Annotated in this window: 18 protein-coding genes; 5 read left to right on the top strand and 13 right to left on the bottom strand. The window is 55.5% G+C overall.

Translation table 11 applies throughout. The features are described from left to right. Positions 1–192: 192 nt before the first annotated feature. Both ACQ4N8_RS01555 and ACQ4N8_RS01550 read right to left on the bottom strand, forming a co-directional pair. On the bottom strand, positions 193–1,752 hold the full coding sequence (locus tag ACQ4N8_RS01555) for a response regulator (protein ID WP_430702597.1): 1,560 nt from the start codon (positions 1,750–1,752) through the stop codon (positions 193–195). Further along, a complete protein-coding gene (locus tag ACQ4N8_RS01550; RefSeq protein WP_430702547.1) occupies positions 1,745–3,568 on the bottom strand; it encodes a sensor histidine kinase in 1,824 nt (607 codons plus the stop codon). Before ACQ4N8_RS01550 ends, ACQ4N8_RS01555 begins: the two co-directional genes overlap by 8 nt. Before the next feature lie 75 nt (positions 3,569–3,643). Between ACQ4N8_RS01550 and ACQ4N8_RS01545 the strand changes: the two genes are divergently transcribed. After that, positions 3,644–3,772, top strand: a complete 129-nt coding sequence (locus tag ACQ4N8_RS01545) for a hypothetical protein (protein WP_430702546.1) — start codon at positions 3,644–3,646, stop codon at positions 3,770–3,772. Here the strand turns inward: ACQ4N8_RS01545 and xylB are convergent. After that, positions 3,769–5,265, bottom strand: a complete 1,497-nt coding sequence (gene xylB, locus ACQ4N8_RS01540; RefSeq protein ID WP_430702545.1) for a xylulokinase — start codon at positions 5,263–5,265, stop codon at positions 3,769–3,771. The genes ACQ4N8_RS01545 and xylB overlap by 4 nt on opposite strands. A 310-nt stretch (positions 5,266–5,575) precedes the next feature. Next, on the bottom strand, positions 5,576–6,892 hold the full coding sequence (gene xylA, locus ACQ4N8_RS01535; protein WP_430702544.1) for a xylose isomerase: 1,317 nt from the start codon (positions 6,890–6,892) through the stop codon (positions 5,576–5,578). 423 nt (positions 6,893–7,315) lie between these two features. On the opposite strand from xylA, the gene ACQ4N8_RS01530 reads away from it, so the two are divergent. Continuing rightward, entirely contained in the window at positions 7,316–8,515 is a 1,200-nt protein-coding gene (locus ACQ4N8_RS01530) for an ROK family protein (protein ID WP_430702543.1), read from the top strand. 70 nt (positions 8,516–8,585) lie between these two features. On the opposite strand, the gene ACQ4N8_RS01525 is transcribed toward ACQ4N8_RS01530, so the two are convergent. Together ACQ4N8_RS01525 and ACQ4N8_RS01520 are read right to left on the bottom strand one after the other, a co-directional pair. Continuing rightward, positions 8,586–11,645: an EAL domain-containing protein gene (locus ACQ4N8_RS01525; RefSeq protein WP_430702542.1), complete on the bottom strand. Its 3,060-nt coding sequence runs from the start codon at positions 11,643–11,645 to the stop codon at positions 8,586–8,588. A gap of 177 nt (positions 11,646–11,822) precedes the next feature. After that, positions 11,823–12,629: a formate/nitrite transporter family protein gene (locus ACQ4N8_RS01520; protein ID WP_430702541.1), complete on the bottom strand. Its 807-nt coding sequence runs from the start codon at positions 12,627–12,629 to the stop codon at positions 11,823–11,825. A 248-nt stretch (positions 12,630–12,877) separates the two neighbouring features. On the opposite strand from ACQ4N8_RS01520, the gene ACQ4N8_RS01515 reads away from it, so the two are divergent. Next, positions 12,878–13,036 (top strand): hypothetical protein, encoded by a 159-nt coding sequence (locus ACQ4N8_RS01515; protein ID WP_430702601.1) that lies wholly within the window; start codon positions 12,878–12,880, stop codon positions 13,034–13,036. Between the two features lie 112 nt (positions 13,037–13,148). Here ACQ4N8_RS01515 and ACQ4N8_RS01510 read toward each other — a convergent pair whose 3' ends face one another. Continuing rightward, positions 13,149–14,183 carry an HD-GYP domain-containing protein gene (locus tag ACQ4N8_RS01510; protein ID WP_430702540.1) on the bottom strand — a complete coding sequence of 345 codons (1,035 nt, stop codon included), beginning with the start codon at positions 14,181–14,183 and terminating at the stop codon, positions 13,149–13,151. A 403-nt stretch (positions 14,184–14,586) separates the two neighbouring features. On the opposite strand from ACQ4N8_RS01510, the gene ACQ4N8_RS01505 reads away from it, so the two are divergent. Then, positions 14,587–15,576: a LuxR C-terminal-related transcriptional regulator gene (locus ACQ4N8_RS01505; RefSeq protein ID WP_430702539.1), complete on the top strand. Its 990-nt coding sequence runs from the start codon at positions 14,587–14,589 to the stop codon at positions 15,574–15,576. 95 nt (positions 15,577–15,671) lie between these two features. On the opposite strand, the gene ACQ4N8_RS01500 is transcribed toward ACQ4N8_RS01505, so the two are convergent. Beyond that, positions 15,672–17,153: a glutamate synthase subunit beta gene (locus ACQ4N8_RS01500; RefSeq protein WP_430702538.1), complete on the bottom strand. Its 1,482-nt coding sequence runs from the start codon at positions 17,151–17,153 to the stop codon at positions 15,672–15,674. A 367-nt stretch (positions 17,154–17,520) separates the two neighbouring features. Here ACQ4N8_RS01500 and ACQ4N8_RS01495 point away from each other — a divergent pair, with 367 nt between their 5' ends. Next, positions 17,521–19,248, top strand: a complete 1,728-nt coding sequence (locus tag ACQ4N8_RS01495; protein WP_430702537.1) for a putative bifunctional diguanylate cyclase/phosphodiesterase — start codon at positions 17,521–17,523, stop codon at positions 19,246–19,248. 20 nt (positions 19,249–19,268) lie between these two features. Here ACQ4N8_RS01495 and ACQ4N8_RS01490 read toward each other — a convergent pair whose 3' ends face one another. The 5 genes from ACQ4N8_RS01490 to ACQ4N8_RS01470 all read right to left on the bottom strand — a co-directional run bounded on the left by ACQ4N8_RS01490 (position 19,269) and on the right by ACQ4N8_RS01470 (position 25,253). Then, positions 19,269–20,576, bottom strand: a complete 1,308-nt coding sequence (locus ACQ4N8_RS01490) for an MFS transporter (protein ID WP_430702536.1) — start codon at positions 20,574–20,576, stop codon at positions 19,269–19,271. Positions 20,577–20,607: 31 nt separating this feature from the next. Beyond that, positions 20,608–21,510, bottom strand: a complete 903-nt coding sequence (locus tag ACQ4N8_RS01485; RefSeq protein WP_430702535.1) for a polysaccharide deacetylase family protein — start codon at positions 21,508–21,510, stop codon at positions 20,608–20,610. Positions 21,511–21,732: 222 nt separating this feature from the next. Then, the gene (locus ACQ4N8_RS01480; protein WP_430702534.1) at positions 21,733–22,503 is read right to left on the bottom strand and encodes a GNAT family N-acetyltransferase; all 771 of its coding nucleotides are present in this window, start codon (positions 22,501–22,503) and stop codon (positions 21,733–21,735) included. Beyond that, positions 22,500–23,498 carry a glycosyltransferase gene (locus ACQ4N8_RS01475; protein WP_430702533.1) on the bottom strand — a complete coding sequence of 333 codons (999 nt, stop codon included), beginning with the start codon at positions 23,496–23,498 and terminating at the stop codon, positions 22,500–22,502. The genes ACQ4N8_RS01480 and ACQ4N8_RS01475 overlap by 4 nt, the downstream gene beginning before the upstream one ends. A 783-nt stretch (positions 23,499–24,281) precedes the next feature. After that, complete coding sequence (locus ACQ4N8_RS01470) at positions 24,282–25,253, bottom strand: phosphotransferase (RefSeq protein ID WP_430702532.1); 972 nt, start codon at positions 25,251–25,253, stop codon at positions 24,282–24,284. Between the last annotated feature and the right edge of the window lie 139 nt (positions 25,254–25,392).

Below are 25,392 nucleotides of genomic sequence, written 5' to 3'. Positions count from 1 at the left end.
GCAGTTACAAAAAGAAGATAAACTTAATAAATCGAGGTACAAATTAAAGAAAAGGTGTACATTGCGGATGAAAATGGCCCAACGCGTAAAATGAGCTCGCATCGAATGTAAAACACCCTGAATCCATGAAAAAAACCTACCCTCAGGCAGGTTTGGGTTCCTTTTATCCAGGGTGTCCTTTTTGCTCTATTTTCAATGCAGCGCCTTGAAATCGGTCGGCGAGATCCCCACGTATTTTCTGAACTGTTTGTAAAAATAGCCGATTTCCCAGTATCCTACGTTCCGGGCGATTTCATGCACCTTGAGATTGGTGTTCTTCAGCTCTTGTTTGGCCTTTTCGATGCGGTATTTGTTGATGTATTCGGCGAAAGACCCTCCCGTCTCTTTATGAAACAGCTGGCCTAAATAGACGGGATGGATATGGTATTGCGCCCCCAGCGTTTTCAGGGACAGCTCGTCGGCGTAATGGCTGTGGATGTAGTTCAGCACCTGGTGCACGACCGGATTTTTGGCGTCCTGCAGCAAAGAGCCGACGGTTTCTTCCGCTGCTTCTTCGAGCGCACTCACCAACCCCGAGAAGGTCTCGCAGCGCTGCACCCGGTCCAACGCCTTCTTGAAAACCTCCGCCTCTTCCGCATGCTTGATATGCTGGAGCTCCATTTTGAATCGGACGACCAGCTCCAATGCGGCGTTTTGCAAATCTTCGGGACGAATGCCTTCCACCCGCTTCAACCGTTCGAAATCGCTGCGGATGCGGTCCTTCAACCCTTCCTGGTCCTTGGCCAAAATCAGCTTGGCATACTCCTCCCAAGCCAGCGGATATCCGCCGCTATCGCGATCGCTCCCGGCGACGCCGGCGCCGGCGCTTGTGCCGGTACGGTCCCCCTCCAGCAGCTTGTATTCAATGATCCGCTTATCCGGATAGATCATGTAATACTCCAAAGCCCGCTTGGCTTCCTTGTAGCTGAGGGAGGCTTCCTCGGGGAGCTGCCCCACGCTTCCGATGCCGATTTGAATGGTCCGGTTCATGATGGACAACTCCAGCGACAAGTTCTCCAGCAGCCTGGTAAAGCTCCTTTTGCCCTCCGCCCAATTCGGCAGGGAAGCGATCATGATGATATCGCCGTCCACATCGTGGCATAACGTGATCTCCCGCTCCGCGTTCAGGAATCGGCCGGCCCGCTCGAACACTTCGGCCGGATTGCCTTTCGTCCGCAATGCACTGACCACGATATACGGCCCTTTCAAATAAAGCCCAAGCAGCTCCGCCCGCTCGGCAAATTCGGCTGCGGCGATTTGACCGGTCAGCCAGCGGTACAGCGTATTGTCCTTTAGGATTTGGACATCGTACGCATCGTACAGCTCTTCCGACGTCAAGCTGTCCAGCTTCTGCACCGTGTTGCGGAGCGTCGACTCCAGTTCGTCGACGTTGATCGGCTTGAGCAGATAGTTTTCGATCCCCAGCTTCATGCCTTGCTTAAGGTAATCAAACTCGTTAAAGCCGCTCAGGATGATCACCTTGAGCTCCTTGCGAAGCTTGCGCGCCTCGGAGATCAGGTTCAGCCCGTCCATGACCGGCATGGAAATGTCGGTGATCAACACGTCGACAGGCGTCGTCCGCAGAGCTTCGAGCGCCTGCCGGCCGTTCTCCGCATGCCCGACGATTTCCAAGCCGAGCGCCGGCCAATCTACAATGTCGTATAACCCTTCTATGATAAACGGCTCGTCATCGACAATGAATACTTTATACATTCTCAGCATCTGTTCCTTCCCGATTTGGATAACGTACGATGAGGGTCGTCCCTTCTCCCGGCTTGCTTTCGATCTCGATTCCGTACTCGGCGCCGTACAGGAAACGCAACCGGCTATGCACGCTGCGCAGTCCGAACATTTGCCCGGTCTCTTCCGGCTTGTCCAGCTCCTCTCGGATTTCCGCCAATCTTTCCGGTTCGATGCCTTTTCCGTTATCTTTCACCACCGCCAGAAGGGTCTCTCCTTCTTCCCGCACCTCGATCGATAACCGGTTATCGAAACGGTCCGTTTGAATGCCGTGGACGATATAGTTTTCGATAATCGGCTGCAGGGACAACTTCACGATCGATTTGCCGGCCAGGCTTGGATCGGCTAGGATCTCATAGTTGAATCTATCCTTGTAACGAATGCGGAAGAGCTCCAGATACAGCCGGCAGGCCTCCAGTTCGTCCTTGAGCGTGTAGATTTTCTTTTGCTGCACCAGGCTCTTGAACAGGACGGACAAGCTATAGATCATCTCGGCGACGTCTTTGGCGCCTTGGGATATCGCCCGCATGCGGATGACCTCGAGCGTGTTGTAGAGAAAATGCGGGTTAATTCGGGCCTGAAGCGCCACAAGCTCCGTCTGCTGCTGCTTGATTTCCGCCTTGAAGACCCGCTCGATATAGAGATTCAGCTCGTCGAGCATATCATTGAAGCTTTTGGAGATTTGCCCGAGCTCGTCCTCCCGCACATCGGCGATCCGGGCCTTCAAGTCCCCGTTTCGGACTTTGCGGGTGAACCGGATGATTCCCTGCGTCCGTTTGGCGAAATTGCCGATGAACAACGCCGGGATCAGAATCGCGAATAAAATGCAGACCGAGCTGATCAATAAGATCGTATTCCGCAGCCCGCGGTAAGTTTTGGCCAATTCCTCCTTCGGCACGGTGCTCAGCACGGTAAAGCCTCCCTGGCTTTGCGTCAGCTTGGTGGCAATCAGGTCGTCGACCAAGACCCCGTTGTCGTACATCGAATTGAGCTGGTCGGCATAGGGATATCTTTGGCCGTAATAGGTGCCCGAGGAATCGAACAAGACTTTGCCGCCTGCGGATAAAACCAGAATCGCCCCCTTCAATTCCTCCTTATATAAGCTCAAGCTGTCCCAAACCTTTTCGGTGTCGAAATAGACGACCAACTGACCGATATTGCGCAGAGACAGCATGTTGTTGATCGGAACGTGGACGGAGTACATCGGAGTATCCGCCAGGCCGGTCGTTTTACGCACCCATATATTGGATCCGCCTACGCCCAAGCCCTCCTGCTGGTACATGACTTCCGGCACGTAAGAGCGGGCCGAGTTGGTGGAAATGATTTTAAACTGTTTATCGCTCTTAAAAGCGTACAACTGCTGCTGGTCCGCGCTGTATAACATCAGGCAGCGGATATCCCGGTCGTCGTCCACCTGGTTGCGGAAATACAGGACGGTGTCCGTCGACGAACTATTATCCATATAAAAGCGGTCCAGACGATAGGTGACATAATCCTGATAAGGATGCTCCAGGAAAAAAGACGTATTCGAAGCTAGTTCGCCGTCCCTGTAAATATTCCTCGCCATCGACTGTACGGATTCGTATTTGCCGCTGATGTAATCGCTCACGCTTTCGATCGCCCTTTTCTGGATATCCAGCTGTCTCTGCACCGCGGACTCGGACATAAATATGAACATCAGATAGGAGAAGGTAATGATCGTCACGATCGTGATGACCGAAAAAAACAAGATGATCTTCATGAACAAATTATTCTTGAAGTATTTGCGGTAGATGGTCCGGATAAACATGTCTTCCCTCCTCTTGCCTAGGTCAATTATATCATGCCGACCGGCGCTCATGTGAGTTGCATAGCAGGAGAAGAAATGCTGCAGAAAGTACAACATTCCGCACCGCTCTCTGCCGAGTCAACCGAAAAGCGCCTGTTCCGTTGGGAACAGGCGCTTGGCTGGGAAGCTAATATCAAACTATTGGTTAATGAGGCCGATACCTAGCCCCGGAATTCCTGCAGCCCTTCGTTGAGCGAGCGGGTAGCCGCGTAAACTTGCTGATACAGCTTAAAGAGACGCGCGTATTTCAGGGCGTTGGCCGGAACCGGCTCATACGTCTTGGCATAACCGATGAAGGCGTCGGCGCATTCCTTCAAGCTGCCGAACCAGCCGCTGCCGACGGCGGCCATCATCGCCGCGCCCATCGCCGGGCCTTGCTCGTTCTTCAGCGCCACGACCGGCTTGCCGAAGATGTCGGCCTGCATTTGCAGCCAAACCGGATTCTTCGCGCCGCCGCCGATGGAGATGACGCGTTCCACCGCAATGCCGGCCTGGTTGAACAGATCAAACGATTCCTGCAGCGAGAAGGTGATGCCCTCCATCACCGCACGGGCCAGATGTTCGCGGCGGTGCGTGCCGGACAAGCCGATGAAGCTGCCGCGAATCACGCTGTCCGCATGCGGCGTCCGTTCCCCGACCAGGTACGGGGTGAACAACAACCCCTCCGATCCCGGCGCGATGTCGCCCACCGGCTTAAGCAGCTCGTCGAAGCCAAGCTCCGGCGCCAGCGATTCCTTAAACCAGCTTAAGGAATAACCCGCGGCAAGCGTCACGCCCATTGCGTAAAAAGCCCCCGGATGCGCATGGTTAAAGAAATGCACTTTGCCGGCGAAATCCTTGTTTTTGTCTTCTTCGTACGTCAACACGACGCCGGACGTCCCGACGCTGCACAACGCGTCGCCCTTGCGGACGATGCCCGCGCCAACCGCGCCGCAGGCATTGTCGGCCCCGCCGCCGAACACCTTCGTGCCTTCGGACAGCCCCGAAAGCGCCGCAAACTCCGGCGTCAGCGTGCCGGTATTCTCTGTACTGCCGACGATCGGCGGGCAGAAACCGGACGGAAGCCCGAAGGCCGAGGAAATCTCATCGCTCCATCGGCCCTCAGGCACGTTGAGCAAGAGCGTACCGGCCGCATCGGAAATTTCCATGTGCACGCTGCCGGTCATCCGGTAACGCAAATAATCCTTCGGCAGCACGAAACGCGTTGCTTTGGCGAACAATTCCGGTTCGTTTTGCTGGACCCAAATGATTTTCGGCAAAGTAAAGCCTTCCAGCGCCGCGTTGCGAGTAATCTCCAGCAGCTTGCCGCCCAGCTTCGCTTCGATTTCGCGGCATTGCTTGGTCGTCCGCGTATCATTCCACAAAATCGCTTTGCGCAATACGTTGTTGTGCTCATCCAGCAGCACAAGACCGTGCATTTGGCCCGAAAAAGACACACCCTCGATGTCGGCGGCGGCCACGCCGCTTTCCTTCAACAGCTGCTGCAAGCAGGCGATCGTGCCGTTCACCCATTCCTCGGGATTTTGTTCACTGTATCCGGGGCGCTCCTGGATCAGCGGATAGGCAGCCGTAGCTTCCCCGGCGATCTCTCCGTTCTGGTTCACAAGCAGCGTCTTCACCGAACTGGTCCCGAGATCGATCCCAATCACATATTTCATCGCGATAACTCTCCCTTCGCATTTCCCCCGTTCCGGGGCCCTATACCACAAAAAGGGACGGCAGGCGTCCCCTTTCATAAGGTTGTTCAAAAAGTCATCTTTCCTTCATGATGAAGTTCTCGAAGTGGATTCGACGTCGAATCTTGAATTCAGCCGGGCCTTCCGTTGCTCACATAGGCTTACCTACACTCCGCTACTCACTCCCTAGCTTCATCCAACCTTCTCGGTGCTGAAAAGCCGACTTTTTGAACTAATACTTTATAGCCTTAATAATTCATAGAGTAAACCGGAGAAGCTCCGGGTTCAACTCTTATTTCGTGCTGAACAGATATTCGTTCAGGCGGGCTTTAACCAACTCGAGGTGGTTGGATTTGTTGACGATGCTGCTGTTTTGCATCGCGTAGGCTTCCAACGTTTTGAAGTTGGCCTTGCCGGATACGATGTCGGCGCCGATGCCGGTTTTGAAGCTGGCGTAACGCTCATCCAGCAATTTATCGAAGAATTTGTCTTCGATCATCTTGCCGGCTACTTTCAAACCCTTCGCGAATGCATCCATACCGGCAATGTGAGCGTAGAACAAATCTTCCGGCTCGAAGGAACCGCGTCTAACTTTCGCGTCGAAGTTCACGCCGCCGGAGCCCAGGCCATTGTTTTGCAAAATTTCGTACATAGCCAGCGTTACGGAGTACATCTCGGTAGGGAATTCGTCGGTGTCCCAACCCAGCAAAGGATCGCCTTGGTTCGCGTCGATCGAACCCAGCATGTTGTTGATGCGGGCAACGCGCAGTTCATGCTCGAACGTATGGCCTGCCAATGTAGCATGGTTCGCTTCCAGGTTCAATTTGAAATTATCTTGCAAGCCGTATTTTTGCAGGAACGCAATCGTCGTAGCGGCGTCGAAGTCATACTGATGTTTGGTAGGCTCTTTGGGTTTAGGCTCGATCAGGAATTGGCCTTTGAAGCCGATTTCCTTCGCGTAGTCGATCGCCATTTGGAAGAATCTTGCCAGGTTGTCAAGCTCCAGGCCCATATCCGTATTGAGCAGGGATTCATAACCTTCGCGGCCGCCCCAGAACACATAGTTTTCGGAGCCCAGCTCAACTGCGGTTTCCAAGCCTTTCTTCACTTGAGCGGCTGCGTAAGCAAACACGTCCGCATTGGAAGTCGTAGCAGCGCCATGCACATAACGCGGGTTGGAGAACATGTTGGCCGTATTCCAAAGCAGCTTAACGCCGGAAGCTTTCATGCCTTCTTTGATTTTCGCGACGATCACGTCAATGTTCTCGTTCGATTCTTTCAGGGTAGCGCCTTCCGGAGCGATATCGGCATCATGGAAGCAGAAATAAGGAGCGCCGAGCTTTTCCAGGAATTCAAAGTTGACTTCTACGCGGGCTTTGGCGAGATCCAGACCGGATACCGTTTCCCATGGGCGGATCATATTGCCTTGGCCGAACGGGTCGCTGCCGTTCATCGTAAGCGTATGCCAGTAAGCTACCGCGAAACGCAGATGCTCTTTCATCGACTTGCCTAGGACTACTTCGTTCTCATCATAATGTTTAAATGCCAGCGGATTGTTGGAACCTGCGCCTTCATACTGAATTTTGCTGATGTTTTTAAAATAACTCACGTTAAATCCTCCCAGCCTGATTTGGTTTTTAAGAGGTAGTTCAAAAAGTCATCTTTTGCTCACGAAGCAGTTCATGAAGTAGATTCGGCGTCGAATCTTGAATTCACCCGGGCCTTCCGTTGCTCACGTAGCTCCAACTACGCTCCGCTACTCCGTCCCTAGCTTCATCCAACCTTCTCGGTGCTGAAAACCTGACTTTTTGAACACTCACTTAAATTAAGTAAGCCTTTACATCCTATGGTTTATAAGTAGCATGCCCACCGGATAATGGCAGCATCCTTTTTACATTTAGATCGTATCACGTTATACTTAGTTTGTCTAGTGAACTAACAAAGTTATTGAATACCCGTGGTTCATCTGTGTTATGATGCGTATAGACATAAATCGCCATGCGATCCGCATGGGACTATTGAGGGAGAACTCATGAAAATTACAGGCGACCAGCAGCTCATCAAAAAAATGAATAAAACCATCGTCCTGGACACGATCCGCCAGCGCCAGCCGCTGTCCCGGGCGGATATCTCCGCCGCCATCGGCCTGAATAAAGCCACCGTGTCGTCCCTCGTCGCCGAGCTGATCGACAGCCGGCTCGTCACCGAGAGCGGCCCCGGGGAATCGAGCGGCGGGCGCAAGCCGACGCTGCTTCTGTTCAACCGCAGCGCGGGTTATGCCATAGGCATCGATATCCGCGTCAACGATTTGCTGGCCGTGCTCGTCGATCTGGAGGGCTATGTCCTGCAGGAGAAGATGGTGGCGCTCAGCGACTTCTCCCCCGAGAACGTACTGGAGCAAATCCGTAAGACGATCCGCCAATTAGGCAGAAAGCTGCCCGATTCGCCTTACGGCATCGTCGGCATCGGGATCGGAGTCCCAGGACTCGTCGACGAGAAAAGCCGCGTCGTTTCCGCCCCGAACCTGGGCTGGAACCAAATCGACCTGTACGAAGCTCTGGCCTCGGAATTCGGGACCAATATTCATATCGATAACGAAGCAAACGCCGGCGCGATCGGCGAGAAATTATACGGCGCGGGTCGCGAAGCCCTGAACCTGATCTATTTGAGCATCGGCATCGGCATCGGATCCGGGATCATCGTCGGGGGTGAGCTATATCGCGGGACCTCGAATTTCTCGGGCGAAGTCGGCCATATGACCGTCGCCGAGAACGGCCCCCTCTGCCGTTGCGGCAACCGCGGCTGCTGGGAGACGCTGGCCTCTGAGAAAGCGTTGCTGGATCGGGCGGCCAAGCAGTGGAGCGGCACGCTCCCCGATTTGGAGCAAATCATCCGGTTGGCCCGCGAAGGCGAAGCCGAGGCGGTGCGGCTGATGAATGAGACCGGCGCCCAGTTGGGCGTCGGCCTGGCCAATCTCGTCAACATCCTTAACCCGGAGCTGATCGTCATCGGGAACCGCCTGTCCATGGCCGGGGACCTGCTGCAGGACGCCATGCTGCAAACGATCGAAAACCGCAGCTTATCGTATCATCGCAAGAAAACCAACGTTGCCTTCGCCAATCTGGGCATCCGCTCCACGGCGTTGGGCGCCGCATCCATGCCGATTACCGCGTTTCTCAGCGAGCCCGATGCCGCTCCGGTTCATGCGGAAAGCGCCGATGCCGGGCAATAACGTAAAAATCCCGCAGTACCGATCCATCGTCGGCGCTGCGGGATTTTTATTATTCAATGTTGTACGAGGCCTATTCTTCCACCGCGTCATCCCGGCCGCTTCGAAGCAAATCCCGGATCCCCGCCTCCGGCAGCGGCTTGCTGATGTAATATCCCTGAACGATATCGCATTTGATTCGCCGGACATGCTCCATCTGCTCCGCGGTTTCCACACCCTCCGCAACGACTTGCAGCCCCATCTTGCGGCCGATCAACACGATCGCTCTGGCGAGGGAACGGTTATGGCGCCGATCCGGCACATGGTCGATGAACGATTTATCTACCTTCAACGTCGTAATCGGCATCTGTTTCAAGGAACCCAGCGAGGAATAACCCGTGCCAAAATCGTCCAAGGCAATTTGAATGCCGCGGGATTTCAGCAACTCCAGCTTCGGCACCAGCCGATCCAACGCCAACGACTCCATGAACATCGATTCGGTGATTTCCAGCTCCAACAGCTCCGGCGCGAGGCCGGTCCGCTCCAGAATGCGCAGGACGGTGTCGGCGAAGTCCTCCTCCAGCAGTTGGACGACGGAGATATTGACGGCCATCTTGAACGCCCCTGCCCCTTCCTCCTGAAGGCGCTGGGCAAAGGCGCAGGATTCTGCGAGCGCCCATTCGCCGATCGGCACGATCAGCCGGCTGTCTTCAGCGACTTTGATGAAAGACAAGGGCGAAACGTTCCCCAGCTCCGGGCTGTTCCAGCGAATCAGCGCTTCGAAGCCGCAAATGCTTCCGCTCCGCAAATGAACCTGCGGCTGGTAATGGATCGCAAACTCACGGCGCTCCAATGCCTGACGCAAATATTTTTCCAGGTGCACGCGCTCATTAAATGCCTGCAGAAAAGCCGGCTGAAAAATGACGTATTTGCCTTTGCCCGCTTCCTTCGCCGCATACATGGCAACATCGGCGTTTTTGAGGATTTCTTCCGGACTGCCCCCGTCTTGCGGATAAAAGGAGATCCCGATGCTGACCGACATGTGCACATCGCTGCCGTTAATTTCAAACGGCTCCTTGAACCCTTGGAGCAACTTGTCCGCCAGGGCTGCCGCCCGTTCCTCACCCGGCTCCTTCAACAGAACGACGAATTCGTCACCGCCGAGGCGGAACAGCATGCCCTCCTCGCCGATCAGGGAGGATAACCTGGAGCTGGCCTCAATCAACAGGCGGTCGCCGAATTTATGGCCCAACGTATCGTTGATAAATTTGAAATTATCGGTGTCGACAAAAAATAAAGCCCCGCTCCCGTCCGGCCGGGAGAACCGCTTCTCCAATTCCTCCAGCAGATAGTACCGGTTCGGCAAATCGCTCAGCGCATCGTAATAAGCCAGATGCTGCAGTTGCAGCTCGTAGCGCTTACGGTCGGTAATATCGATCATCGAGCCGGCGAAACGCACGGGCTTGCCGCCCGCATCCTTCCGCAGCATGCCCCGTGCCTGAATCCACAGATAGTCCCCTTCTTTCTTCCGCATTCGGTATTCGCTTTCATAAATTGGGGCCTTCCCGTCCAAGTAGGCGCTGCGCAGCTTCTCGGTCCGGCTTTGATCTTCGGGGTGAATCAGGGACTTCCAGCCGGCCGTCGTTGTTTCTATCTCATCCCGCGTGAACCCGAGCAGCTCGAACAACCGGTCGGATACATAATACTGCTGCATTGACGAATCGGTTTCCCAAATAGCCGCGCCGGACCCCAGGGCAGCCAGCCTGAACCTCTCCTCGCTTAAGCGGAGCTTGGCTTGATTGGCCTCCAGCACGTTATACTGCCGCTCCAACTCCTCCTGGGTTGCCGTGAGCTCTTGGTAAGTGGCTTCCAGCTCCTGATAGCTGTATTGCAGCTTGTTTTCGTACTGCTTCCGTTCCTGGATGTCGACGCCGCTTATGACGAATACGTCCGGATCCCCTCTTAGCCCCGGAATGACCGCGGTGCGGAACAAAAAGGCCTTCGTCCGCCCCTGGTTGGCGCAGGGAAGGCTCAGTTCGCGATTCTCCACGAATTTGTAGGCAATCGCCTGATCCACCAGCGGGACCACTTCCCGGCAAACCTGCTGCAAAGCGGGAAGTTCCAAGTAGTTGCGCCCGACCGCATCGGTTTCCTTGACCCCCGTAATCCATTCGGCGTACCGATTGAGCCGCACCGTAGTCCCGTCGCTTTGCACCGCCCAAATGAACAGATCGGTGTGATCCAGCACTTCCCGGGAAAATTCCCGTTCCCCCCGAATCGTGCGGCGCAGCCGATTAATGTAAATCCGCAGCAGCAGGTAGCTTAACGCGATCAGACCGGCTACCAGGCAGCCGATGAGAATCAATCGGTTGTGCAGCGAATTCCAGTAATATTCCGAGTGGGTATAAAAATACTTCCGGTAGATCTCCTCATACGTTCCCGTGCACCGCAGGTCATCGATGCGGCCGTTGATGTAACGGACGAGCTCGGGCGAGTTTTTGCTGACCCCGTAGGCTACGTCCCGCGGATACATATCCTCCATGACCTTATGCACCTTGCCGGTTAGCTCCCGTTTGACGATTAGATAATCGACTACGTTCTGATTCTCGAACAGCAGATCGATATCGCCCTGTTCCAGGGCAAGCAGTCCCGCCTCAACGGTAGGATAAGCCGTGTAATCTGACAATCCGGCCTCTTCCCGCAGCAGCGTTTCGGAATACTGGCCGGCGCCGACGCCGACCGTATAGTTTTTCAGCGTATTTTGCGTAACGTTTCCCCGAAACGCCCGCCCGGCATAAACTCCTATGTATGTACGCATGACCGGCTTGGAGAACAATATCTCCCGCTTCCGATCCTCCTGAACCGCCATCAGGCCCGCCGTGTCCACCTTCCCGCCGACGACGCCTTGATAAGCATCGGCCCAATCGGAGGCGGCATAGATCAGCTCATACCGGTCCGCCTCGAAAATCAGCTGGGTCAACTCCAGGTCGAAGCCCATCGCGAATTCGTTTTGTCTGAATTTATAGGGAGGATAATCGAGTTCCGTTTGGTAACGAACCTCCTTGCGCTCCGCCTGAGCCGGCGGCACGCCAAGCCCCGCCGCAAGCGATATGATGAGAACGACAACCGTTAGCCCCATGAGGATCCGCTTCATAAGAGATACACCCTTTTACCCGCGAAATTTATCATATTTTGTTTCATCTTATCATAGTTGCCTTGGAACACATAGGATAAATTACCCCCCTCTTTCGGACCAAAACCAGACCGGGCCGAGCCCAAAACAAAACCGGCTGCCCCTTCGAAAAGGAGAGGCCGGCCTTAAACCGTTTGATTATTTTTGCTTGATCTCGGAATCCTCTTGGGCGTCCAGATAAGGTTTGTTGGCGAAATAGTACATGAAGCCCATCAGCAGGACGCCGCCTACCAGATTGCCCAGCGTAACGGGAATCAGATTGTGCACGACGCCCGCAAAGGAGATCGTCCCGGGATGGTCCAGCACGAGGGCGATCGCAAAGGTGCACATATTGGCAATACTGTGCTCATATCCGGAAATGAAAAAGCAAAATACGAAGAGCATCATGGCAAACATCTTCGCCCCGTCGCCTTGCAGCGACATCGGGATGAAAAAGGCCAGGCAGACAAGCCAATTACAAAGGATCGCGCGGAAGAACAGCTCCGACGTAGAGGTGGCCATCTTGTGCTCTACCACATTGAGCAGGAAACTGTTGACCGAGGCGTCGGTAAACAAGCCGGTCAAATAGATCAGCAGGGCAAATGCGGCCGCCCCCAAGATGTTGCCGATGTAGCTGAACAACCATAACTTGGCGACCTGCAGCCATTGCAGCCGTTTCCTCAAGGCCGCGTATGTATAATAAAACGTATTTCCGGTAAAAAGATCTCCTCCGCCGTAAGCGATCAGGATAATGGCTGCTCCAAACGTTATAGCTGCCATGGGGTACGTCAGCGGTGAATGCTCCAGGTAGAAATAGTTCCCGCTTTTGAAGGCGACGATTACCCCGAATCCGATAAACATGCTCGCCAGCATAGCTCTGGCGATATAACGAAGATGGCTTTGCTTGAAAATTTTGTATTTTTTGAGCGCCAGTTCCTCGACTTTCAATAGCGATTCTGTCTCCATAACCCCTCCAATGTGTTTTTCCCCTCTTTTTCCAATAGTTTGTCCGTTGTCCGTGGTGCCCATGCCCGAATCCAAAAGTTTTGCTTCAAATTTTAGATTAAACGGTCTCGCCACTATTTACAAGAGCCCGTCAAATATGCATAATGAAAATAAGAACTACATGATAATGATTATCATTATTAATTCTGGGATTAGCCCCTGTTAGGCATAGCTGCTCGAAAACATGATCGATAAGGAGACGAATGCCCATGAGATTATTAGCCGCCCGCAAAAAAACCAGGCTGGACATCGACGATTATCTGGATCTGCTCAATCTCGCCGCTCGTCTGGGCGACCGGCAATGGCAGAAGGAAATCATCCGCAAGCTGGAAATGATGCAATCGGAGCTGGCCGACGTCAGTCAATAGATATCAAACAAATAAGCGCGAGTCGGGGTTCTACTCCCGGTACTCGCGCTTTTTTTCCCTGAAACTACCTCTTGCCGTCAGGTGTTGCTATTGCAAATTGTACACATTCGGCTTAATTCCTTGCCGACGTTTGTTGACCTTGCCCATGTTCTTCCACGATCCCGGAAATGACCAAATCGGTCTTGCGCATCAGATCCACTTCATAGGGGTTCCTTACGGTCGATCCATCCGCTTCGCGAATGATTTTGACGATCGGGCGGTGTACCAGGCTGGAATCCAGGGAGGACACGACCCCCAGTTGGCCGCTGCTCAGCTTGACCACGCTGGAGAGAGGATAAACGCTGATATGTTTTAGGTAGGTTTGGATCAGATCGAGGCTGAAATAGCGGTCTCCGGCAGCCAGCAAATATTCGATCGCTTCGCCCGGCGTATAAGCCAAACGATAGTTCCGGCGCGAAATCAAAGCATGGTACGTATCGGCTATGGCGACGATTTGCGCGTATTCGTCAATCTCGCGATGCTTAAGCCGCGACGGATAGCCCGTTCCGTTAAACCGCTCATGATGCTGCAGCGCGCATAAGGCGGACCGCATGGAGACGCCCTCCATACCGGAGATGATTTTATAACCCGTTTCAGGGTGCCTTCGCAATACCTCCCTGTCGGCTCCGGTCAAGCTCCCGCTCCGGTTGAGCGTGTGGGCCGGCAGTTCGGTCATCCCGATATCGAACAGCAGAGCTCCGACGCATAAATCGATCATTTCGGCTCCGGTATACTGGTTCGCGATGCCGAGAATCGCCGAGTATGCCGTGACGTGGAAGGAGTGGTCGAGCAAATACGGAGCGCTCTGCTGCATGCGGATCAGCCCGTCCACCACTTCGTCGTGGCTCGTAATTTCGTACATGATATTGCGGAACATCCGCCGGAACTGCTCCTCCATCTGCGGGCTCGACGGCCGTCCGAAGCCGAGCTCGGAATCGGCCAGGCGCACCAGCGAATGCCGGATTTGCTTGCGCGCTTCCCGCTTCTCCTTCGTATCCTGGAAGCGCACGATCGTGTAGAGCTCCGGATCATCGTTGCCGCGGGCCGATCCCCCCGGGTCCTTCAGTCCGATCGTAGCCGTTTGGATCCCGAGCTTCCTGAGCCGCACGATGTGTCCTTCCGTCAAACTCGTTCCTGCGCCAAGCATAATCATTCCGTGTTGATTTAAAATAGGCTCGGCCAAAACGTCACCTGGTTCGAGCATTCTAACATGAACCTGTCTCATGGCATCACCTCAATAAATATACCCTTATGATCTTGCAATGACGAGATCTCGTCCTTTTGTCCCAATACTCTTATAGTACTTCAAAAAATGTAGCCCAGACCACAGAAATTTCCTATTCGACAAATTAAAATTTATCATGACTGCAACATTTGAGACATTACCCCAAAGTATACTTTCAAACCCGTTTTTTCGACATTACTATACAAAAAGTCACTATTCCGCAGTTTAATCCAAGGATATTCTAAATATAAAAGGATATTTCTAAGAAGTTTGAGGGTGAGAAGCCATGAGTATGCAAATGTATGAATGGATGGATTCGGCGCGGCCCCCGAGACTGCTTGGCAGGGAATGGGAGCTGGAAACCTTCTCCGTCTATTTGAGCCATTACGGCAGGATGGAACGCATCATCAGCATTTATGGTGCTGCAGGCGTAGGGAAAAGTTCGTTAGCCGAGGAATTCCAAAGGCAAGCCGCTCGCCAGGGAGTTACCGCGATCGCGCTGGATGCCGCAAGATTCAAAGCCACGCCGGCCGAGTTCAGCCAGCAGATCCTGCATCAGCTTGGACTGCTGGGCACACTTCCTTCCTTTACCGATCCCGACTTTCTGATCAGAGCCGCCGTCGAAGCCGTAAACAAGCGGGCTGAGTTCGGACCCACGTTTTTCTTTCTCGATACCTACGAGTTGCTGGAGCCTCTTGACGATTGGCTGCGCGAGTTCTTTTTCGCCCAGATCAAAGACAGCTGCGTGAGCGTAATTTCCGGCCGCAACCCGTTATCCAAGCTATGGACGGATTCCCTGTTCTGGAAACGGGCCATTTACCGGATGCCGCTGACGAATCTGGATTACACCAGCGTCGTCGCCTATCTCCGCGGATGCGGCATTGCCGACCCCGAACAAATTGTTCGCATATGGAAGCAAACGGACGGTTTGCCGTTTACGCTGGCATCCATGTACGGCGAGCCGAGCGGCGGTGATTTGCCTAGCGCCGGCTTGGGGGAGATGCCCGGCCGCGAACTCCGAAGCGCCTCCTCCTTTATTGGATTACCGTCGGAAAGAATGCCGAAATCCAAGCCGGAAGAAGCGATCTACGCCCGAACCGACTTGACCCACCGGGAGAAGGAAGTCGCCGCTCTGGCCGCCGAAGGGTTGACCAATCGGGATATCGCTTCGCGTTTATTCCTCAGCGAGGTCACGATCAAGAAGCATATGCGATCCATATTTCAAAAGGTCGGTGCCAGCAACCGGACGCAGCTGCTCAAGCTGCTTATGGATTAGCCCTTATCCCGGCCAAAGAAAAAACCGTCCAAGGATCGGACGGTTCGGGACAAACGGCTCAAAGGAAACCGCTTCTGTCTCTCGCGTTGATAAATTTATGGCAATACCGTGCTGCCCATTAAGAATCGGTCGACCTCGCGGGCAGCCTGACGGCCTTCGTGCATCGCCCAAACCACCAGACTTTGCCCCCGCCGCATATCTCCCGCCGCAAACACGCCTTCCACGCTGGTATGGAATTCGCCGAATTCAGCCTTGACGTTTGATCTTTCGTCCAGCTCCAAGCCCAACTGTTCGGGCAATGCGTTCTCGGGACCGGTGAAGCCCAGCGCCAGCAACACCAAATCGACCGGAATGGCCTGTTCGCTGCCGGGAACCTCCACCGGCGTTAACCGGCCGTCGACCTGCTGCCAGGCAACGCGAACCGTATGCACGCCGGTTACTTGTCCCAGCTCGTTCCCCTGTATGCGTTTGGTCGAGGTTTCGTAACATCGCGGATCCTGGCCGAACACCTCGGCCGCTTCCGCCTGGCCGTAATCCGTCTTCAGCACCTTCGGCCATTCCGGCCAGGGATTGCCGGGCTGACGTGCGGACGGCAGCTGCGGCATGATCTCCAATTGGGTAACGCTCTTACAGCCCTGACGGATCGCCGTGGCTACGCAATCGGTTCCCGTATCGCCGCCGCCGATGACAACGACATGTTTATCTTTGGCCGACAGAAACTGTCCGTCCTCCAGACCCGAGTCCAGCAAGCTTTTCGTATTCCGGGACAGAAACTCCATCGCCTGATGGATACCGGCCAGCTCCCGGCCCTCCACCCGCAAATCCCGAGCTTGGGTTGCCCCGCCGCACAACACGACGGCGTCATACTCGGACCGCAGACGATCCGCGGGAAGATCCTTGCCGATTTCCACGCCGGTCACAAAGCGGATCCCCTCCGCGGCCAGCAGATCTACGCGGCGCTGCACGATCGTCTTCTCCAGCTTCATGTTGGGAATGCCATACATCAGCAAGCCGCCGATCCGGTCAGCCCGTTCGTACACAGTGACGGCATGCCCGGCTTTGTTCAATTGATCGGCGCAGGCCAATCCGGCCGGGCCGGAGCCAACCACCGCTACCTTCTTGCCGCTGGGCGCAGCCGGAGTCCGCGGCTGGATCCACCCCTCGGCGAAACCGCGGTCGACGATCGCCTTCTCGATGCTTTTGATCGTCACGGGCGAACCGCTCTTGCCGACGGTGCATGCTCCTTCGCACGGGGCCGGGCATACCCGTCCGGTAAACTCGGGGAAATTGCTCGTCTTGTGCAGCCGTTTCAGCGCTTCTTTCCAGCTTCCGCGGTAGACAAGATCATTCCATTCCGGAATCAGATTATGCGCCGGACAGCCGGAAGCCATTCCCGACAGCAGCCTGCCTGCATGGCAAAACGGAGTCCCGCAGTCCATGCATCGAGCCCCCTGCGTTCTCAGCTTATCCTCATCCAGCGGCACGGCAAATTCCTGCCAGGAGCCGATGCGCTCCTGCGGCCGGACTTCGCCCGGAACCTCCCGCCGATATTCCAAAAAACCGGTTGCTTTCCCCATTTCCATCCTCCTGTTCTGAATTGCCCATCCGCATTTTTTTCGCGACAAGCCCATTTCTTTGTCACGCTATTGCTATAAAGCAGTAAAATATCGAGCTGCGTTTTCTCGCTATTGCCTGTAAATAAACCTATGGTATCACCCGGACCGCGTACTCCAGAATGAAGAAGATCACTATCGTGAAAGAAAGTACATGCCTAAGCAAATGAACCCGGGCCATTAGGCCCAATTCCCCAAAAAATCGATTGCCATGGGCGGCAGCCCGCATGTATGATGAGAGCATAAGTGTTTTGGCGTGCATCTCCCGTATGACGGAACAACGTCAGATTATATTACATCATATGCGGTTCATTTCGAGGAGGCCTTTATTGTGGACGACGACCAACCAGTACCCCCTTTCCGCCTTGAATCTATTCTGAACGCCTCGGAGCTGCTGCGTGCCATCGATAGCATGGGCGTAGGCATGGCCATTACCGATCCTCGCCTGGAAGACAACCCCCTGGTTTACGTGAATCAAGGGTTCGAGAACATTACCGGTTACCGCCGCGAGGAAGTATTGATGCGGAATTGCTGTTTTCTTCAAGGAAAAGAGACCAACAAGGAACACTTGGGCGTGATTCGGCAAGCGATGAAGGAAAATCGGGCTGCCACGGTCACGATCAAAAACTACAAAAAAGACGGCAGCGCGTTTTGGAACCAATTCATTATCAGCCCTATTTTGGACGCCGAAGGCAAGCCCCTCTATTTCATCGGCCTTCAGTTCGACGTAACCGAAGAAGTGGAAGAACACTGGGCTTCCACGGAGCGAATCCGCCAGCTCTCTCATTTTGATCCGGTTACGGGTTTGCTGAATATGAGCCGGTTCCGTGAATTGGTGCGCGCCGAACTCATCGAGGCCGAAGCCGGGAAGAAAATGGCCGCCGTGCTGCTTGTGAACCTGAACCGGTTCCGTTATATCAACGAGAGCTACGGGGAGGGGATCGGCAATGAGTTGCTTAGGCAAGTGGCCGATCTTCTGCTGTCCTCGCTCCCTGAAGGGACGCTGGTATGCCGCAACTTTGCCGACGAATTTATCATTCTGGTGTCGGGAATTTCCGATCCCTTGTTTATACATACACTGGCGCTTGATTTAAGCGAAGCTTTAAAGGAACCTTACTTATTGGGCGGAGAAACGGTCCAGGTCGGATTCGGGATGGGCATCAGCCTTTACCCGGACGACGGCCCGGACGTCCCCCAACTGCTGCGGCATGCCGAGCTGGCCATGAAGGAAGCGAAGAAGGAAGCCCTGGACGGCCCTTCCTATTTCGATTACTACCTGATGGACCAATTGCTGGAGCGGATCACTTTGGAGAAAAAAATGACCCGGGCGCTGGCCGCGGGACAATTCGAGCTTCATTACCAGCCCAAGATCGATTCCGCCGCCGCCACGTTGACCGGATTCGAGGCGCTGATCCGCTGGAACGAGCCCTTCTTGGGATACATTCCGCCAAACACCTTTATCCCGATTGCGGAGGAAAACGGCTTTATCATCGAACTGGGCGAGTGGGTGCTGCGGGAAGCCTGCCGGATGAACAAGCAATGGCAGGAAGCCGGCCTGCCGCAGTTGCCGATTTCCGTGAACGTCTCGGCGGTGCAGTTCAGGCACCCGCAGTTTCTGCGCACCGTTGAGTCCGTGCTCGCGGAAACCGGCCTCGCGCCGCAATTCCTGGAGCTTGAGGTGACGGAAACACTTCTGAACAACCCCTTATTGATCAAAGAAACGCTCATCGCGTTGCAGAAACGCGGCATTTCCCTGTCCGTGGACGATTTCGGGACGGGGTACTCCTCCATCCAGTACCTGAAGTCGCTTCCGCTGCAGGTACTAAAGATCGACCGCACCTTCATCCAGGAAACGCCCTCCTCGGAGCGGGACAATTCCTTGCTGCGCTCCATCATCCAGTTGGGGAAATCGCTGGGTATGACGGTGCTGGCCGAAGGCGTCGAAACGAAAGCGCAATTCGACTTCCTGCAGCAAAACGGCTGCGATCAAATCCAAGGCTATTACTATAGCCGGCCGTTGAATGCGGAAGCCATGACACATTTGTTGAGCTCCAGTTAGGAATCGGACGACGGCGCCGTTTAGGCCGATGTTTTGCCCGTTATCCTGCTCCTTCCCAGCGGGTACAGGTAAAAAAACAGCAGAGCCAGCAGCAGCGCAACAGCCGGAATCCCGCTCAGCATAAGGCGAATGCCGAAGCCGACGGATTCCGGCTGTACGCGTTGGCCGGCGTCGTACCCGGTCGCCTCCAGGATCAGGCCCATGCACGCGGCCTGCAGGGATACGCCCCATCGGACGATAAATCCGTTCATGCCGAAATACATTCCCTCGCGGCGCGCACCGGTCCGCTTCTCATCTTCATCGATGACTTCGGACAGCATGACGTCCAGTAGCACCATCAGCCCGGCCAGCCCGATCCCCACGGCGGCGGCCGTCCCGATGGCTCCGCCCGACTGCGTCACTAGGCCAAAAGGCAGCAACGCGGCCAAATAGCAGCCTACCGCGGCCAGCGCGCCGCGCCTTGCGCCGAATTTGGCCGTCAATCGCCCCCACAGGAATACGCAGGGGATAGCCGCCAGAAAGATCGCCCCCAGCAGTATCGTGTTGAAGCTTTCTTCCCGCCCCAGCACGTATTTCGTATAGAACGGAATGCCGGCCGGCAGCAGCGCAAACGTAAATTGCACCAGGAAGCTGCCGATGACGTACAGCACGAAGGCCCGGTTTCCAAGGGTATAGCGGACAGCTTCCGTTAAGCGGAACGCCCCCCGGGGCGCGGACGGATTCTCCCGGCTGCCCCATAGCGACAGGGCCAAAAAGGCGGCGGCCACCAGGGCAAAAATGCCGCCCATCGCACCCCAACCGATTTGCGAATACAGGAGGGGCGGAATCGCCACGCCCACGATCATGCCGACGATGCCCAGCATCTGCCGCCATGAAGAGACGTAGGCCCGGTCCCGGATGCTGTGGAACATTTCCGGAAATAACGACGAATAGTTCAATACCACCATCACGAACAGCGCATCATATAAAATTACGGTGCCGATGAAATAGGGAAACGCCCATCCTTCGACCGCCGGCGGCGTCCACAGTAAGGCGAATACCGCCGCCAGCGGGATCAGCCCGAAGGCGATGTACGGGATGCGCCTGCCGAAGCGGGTCCGGGTCCGGTCGGACAAATGGCCGATCAGCGGATTCAGGACGGCGTTCAGGATCCCGTGGAACACCATGGCCAGGCTGATCCAGGCCGGACGAACGCCAAGCACGTCGACATAGTAGTAGACGAGATAAGTCGCAAACGCCTGCGACATTAAATTGACCGCCAGATTTCCTGAACTGTAGGCCACTTTTCTAAGCTCCCGCTTCGTCTCCCGGGTCCCGATCGGTTGCATAAGCGTCTCCCCCTTTTTTTGTCCGGCCGCGTTAACGCCCGTGCTGCAGCTTCTGCAGATCCTTCCAGCGGATCATCTCGATCCCTTCGGCGGCAATGACCGCCTTGACCTCCGGGTCGCGGAACAGCTGGAAGTCCCACTGCCGCTTCTCCCATTCGCCATGAATGGCCTTGAGTTCCTCCGTCGCCAGTGCGGGATGAATGATGATTTCGGACACGCCGGGACGCAAAGCGCGTAAAGCGGCGATCATATCCCGCTTATAGCTTTCATAGGTTTCCCCGGGCTGTTTGCCGAAGGGGAGGCCGATCAGATCATCGAGAATCACGACGCCCATGCGATCGGCCAATTCGGCGACCTGGCGGGCAATCTCGGCGGCCTCCGGCGGCACCTTGCCCATATTCGGCAGCGAACGCGGCATCCGGAACGGCAGGCCGTAGCGGACGCAGGCCTCGAACACCACGTCAAGGAAATGGTTGCCGGCGGCCAATCCGTACAGGCTGCCCATATGGTTGTCGAGATGGGTGGGCGCAAGCCCCAGCGCCAACGCCGTTTCGATCTGGCTCAACACTTCCAGGCGAACCTGCGGCCGTCCGGCTTGCAGCTCGAATGCCGTAATATCGGCCGGAAAATAGCCCTCTTCCGTCACCAGCGTACCGACATCGCCGCTGCGGGTAACCGGGCCCCATTTATAAACGCTCCATTCGCTCGTAAACGTCAAATGCACCCCTACGTCGTATTCGGGATGCGCGGCGCTCCAGGCGGCCGCTTCCTTGGCCCAGGCGCAGGGGACCATGACCGTGGCCGAGGATACCGCGCCTTCCTCAAGCAATTGCATGATCGCCGCGTTCTCCGCGTGGCACATTCCGAAATCATCCGCATTGACGATTAACAGCCTCGCCCCCTGCTCATACCCCAATTGCTCCACCAGTGTCATTCGCAATCTCCTCCGTTTCTGCCCATGGATTCGCAATAAGTAAAACGCTTACACGGTAATTGAAGACCAAACCATCCGGCAGCTTCTTCCTGCACTTCGGGATACTTTATTCCTATGTAGGCATCCCGGCTTCTAATTCCAGAGATTGTATTCGCGTTCCTTCCGTAAAATCCTGCATGCGCAAAAAAAGGCGGCCGTTGCCCGGCCGCCTCCCGCATCCCTTTATTTTCGAACCCGGTAGTGATAACCCGACACGGCGACGAAGCCCAGCTTCCCATAGAGCTCCAACGCCGGACGATTATTCTCCAGCACCTGCAAATACATGCCCTCCGCGCCGTTATCGAGCGCCCAAGCCGCTAGCGCTCGGAGCATCCGGCCGGCCACGCCTTTGCGGCGATGCCGCGGATCGACCACGACGTTGCTGATTCCGGCCCAGCCCGCTTCGATCACCGCGGTGGCTACGCCCATCGGCTCGCCCGTATCGCAAATCGTCGCAAACGCCTTGGGCGCGGGCATCGCCGTGAAGATCGACAAGTAACCCGGCCGCCGGACTTCCTGAAAGCCTTCCATCCGCAGGAAATCGCTCATCCAGGCTTCCACCGGTTCCGCTGCGAAGGCCACGTCCGCGTCGCCAACCGCGTAATCCGCAGACCGCTGCAGCACCTCCCGGCCGGAGGCCGCCAGCAGCAGGCAATTCATCGATACTTCGTACCCCGCGGCCGCCAGCACTCCATCCAGCTCCTTCGGCGACGATTCGCTGACGTGAAAGCATGAAGGGAGTCCGCGATCACGGTAAAAGCGTTCCGCCTCTTCCAACCATTCGCCCTCCGGGAACGGTCCGGCCGCCAGCACGCTGTTCGCCCGCGTGGTCACGCCGCCGTTCGCCCGCAATCGCCACGCGCCCATCCGTTCCTGCTCGCTCGGAGGCCAGCCGCTGGCCGCAAGCAGTTCCAGCAATCCGGCGTTGTGCACCTCCGTCATCCGTCCTTTCATTTCAACCACTCCTCGAAAAAGTCCCGGTATCCCTGCTTCATCACCGACGCGGAAAACTTGGCGAAGGCATACTCGCGGTTATCCGTAGAGTAATTGCGAGGCGAGGCAACCGCCATATTGACCAGCTCAAACCAGTTCGTCTCGTTGCCGGCAAAAGCGTGGCGCGAGCTGATATGGTCGTAGCAGGGGTGCTCCGGCTTGACGACGATTTTGCCCATCGCCAGCGCTTCGGTCAGCGGCATCGCGAAGGTATCGAATTTGGAACAGCTCCAATACACCTTGGCCGAGTTCATCAGCGCAAATACCTCATCCTGGCTTAACGCGAATCGTAAGCTAACGTTATGCGGGATCTCGTATTTTTTCATGCTCTCCTTGTACCGTTCCCCGCCGAACACCATCACGACGTCCTTGTCCGGGTTTTGCCGCGCGTATTCCAGTACCAGGTCCGGCCGCCGGTTCTCCTCGTCCCGACCGATCCATAACACCCGGTTTTCGATAATCGCCGACGGGTCGAAATGCCGTTCCGCCAGCGACTCGTCAAAGCCGATCGGAATGACGTTCACGTCGGTAACCCCGAACACGTCGTTCAACTGTCGACGCAAAAACTCCGTCTGCACGATCGCCTTGTCGACGACTCCGTAAAACGGCTTCATCATTTCATACCCGGTTAGCGCCGGGTCGGGGAAGCTGTGCGGGAACAACACGCTATTTTTGATGAACATTTTGAGGAACGTAAACCCGGAGACCGTATATATCACATGTTCGATGTTCTGTGCGTATAATTGATCGAGCACGATGTCGTAGTTGACCAGGTCCCCCTTCTCGTGCTCGTAGCCCGGAAGCCAATCATGCCCGCTGACATGGCGCTCCGGGGAAATAAACGCGACGTCCACGCCAAGCTCCTGGCCGATGGCTCGCAGCCGCTCCGCGAACACGCGTGGGCCCTGGGCTTCCGTAAACTGGATTTTACGCATGACTAATCCGACTTTTTTCATATGATCCCGCCTTTTTCGCTTATGCTAGTTCAACGCCGTTGGCGTACAGAAATCAAAAAACTGCAAAAATGCAGGTATTTCGGCCAATTTTCAAGATTACGGCAAAAAAGATGCAAAAGCGCAGGTATTTTTGCCGACATTCGGGAGATCCACCATAGGCGTTGCATTAAACCCAACAAGTTACCCGATGTGCATAAAGACAGGCCAAGGCGTGACGGTCAATAGGGTTCGAGTCTTGTTGTCTCTGCATGCTGCTTTGCACGATTATCCCTTTCGTTAAGGGAGTAAAGGTCGGGGGTTAGGAGAAGTGAAGCAGACCGGAGAGCAGATCCATGACAGGAAGCGGTGGAAACGAAAATACTGTGATTTTGCTGCAGACTAAACCCTTCCGTCAGCAGAAACGACTGCATCGTCATACGGACCCCCGCCTGCTTCTTTGGCCTAAGGCCCGTCTCATGACTTCGAACCGATCTATTTTCTCCACCCAATATTTTCTTTCCTTTCTCCGAGGCTTGTCGGTTTCTTTGTTACCTGGTCAAACGGGATAATTGTGCAAAGCTTCCGGACAGCGAGTGTTGACCTAACGCCAAAAGGTTGCCGGCTTCACTGTCAAGCCTGGATGATTAGGAATTCCATGGATTTCATGAATACTTTAATGCAACGCTAGTGGAGATCCACGCTTTTTCTCCAAAATAACTGCATTATTGCAGGAATCTCCTCGTAACGCATCGCCAATGCATGCCCTTGCAGTTTTACCAGGCGATCCGCACGCCCGTCTTACCGCTACCCGTACGCCTCCAACAACTCCAGGCAGCCGGCCAGGCTGGCCGCCGCTTCTTCCTTCTGCCGCAGCAGTCCCTCCCGCGTCCACACGCCATCCCCCCGCCGCAGATCGCCTTCGATCAACAGCAGCATCCATAGCGAAAACAACGCGGCAAACCGGCCGTATTCCCGGAACAACACGCCCCTCTCCCATGGAGTGCCCTGCTTGTCCGCTTCCGTTCGGTAAGCGTCAAGAATCTCCATTCGATCCCCGGGAGGCATCGGCTTCGGAAACCGGGGATGCGACATGTCGATCAGGTGGTACAGATCCCAATAGGGGAGATTCAGATGCGTGTGCTCCCAGTCCAACAGGTACACGCGTCCCGCCTCCGTCGCGGCGTAGTTGCCGAGATGCAGGTCGCCGTGCGACAGCACCAGCCGGTTAACGCGGAAGTAACGCTTGCCTTGAATCGCTTCCAGCACCTCGGAGCCTAGTTGCCCCTGCGGCAGCCCCAGCCTTCCGAGAATGCCCTCGGCCTCCTCCCGCCGCCGCAGCAAATCGGCGGCGATGGCCGCGATGCCCGGTTTGGGGCCCTGCACCGTCAAACCCGGCCATTGTTCCGCCGGAGCGGCATGCCAACGGGCCACCCGCTTCGCTACCCCCAGGGCATACTCCAGCCGATACTCATGACGCAGCGGCCCAAGATCCTCGAAGATCGTCCAGCCCTTTGCTCCGCTCCCCTCCGGCGAGGCGGCCAGCAGCTTCGGATAAGCCGTCTCCGGGAAGCGAGGCAGGACATTCCGGTATACCCACGCCTCCCGGTCCACCGATTCGCCGTTCGTCAGCGGCTTAAAGATATAACTGTGCTCCGGGTCGGTGTAAAACCGCTCCACCCATCGGCCGTTCATGCCTTGGTATAACGGCTCCCTCCGCCATATTCGACTGTCGTCCAACGTTCCGTCCGATTTTACCGCCTCGTCCAAATTCCGCATTCCGTTTCCTTCCCGCTCCGTGTTTGAACTTAATGGTACCTAAAATTTGAAAAGAATGTCAATCCGCAGTGCCTAACCACGTTGCCTCCAGGGCAAAAAAAACAAGAGCGGCGCCTTTCGGCGAACCGCTCTTGTTTGG

Origin of the sequence: Paenibacillus macerans (assembly GCF_050565405.1) — a bacterium.
GTDB lineage: Bacteria > Bacillota > Bacilli > Paenibacillales > Paenibacillaceae > Fontibacillus > Fontibacillus macerans_B.
This window is presented reverse-complemented; position numbering and strand designations above follow the sequence as displayed.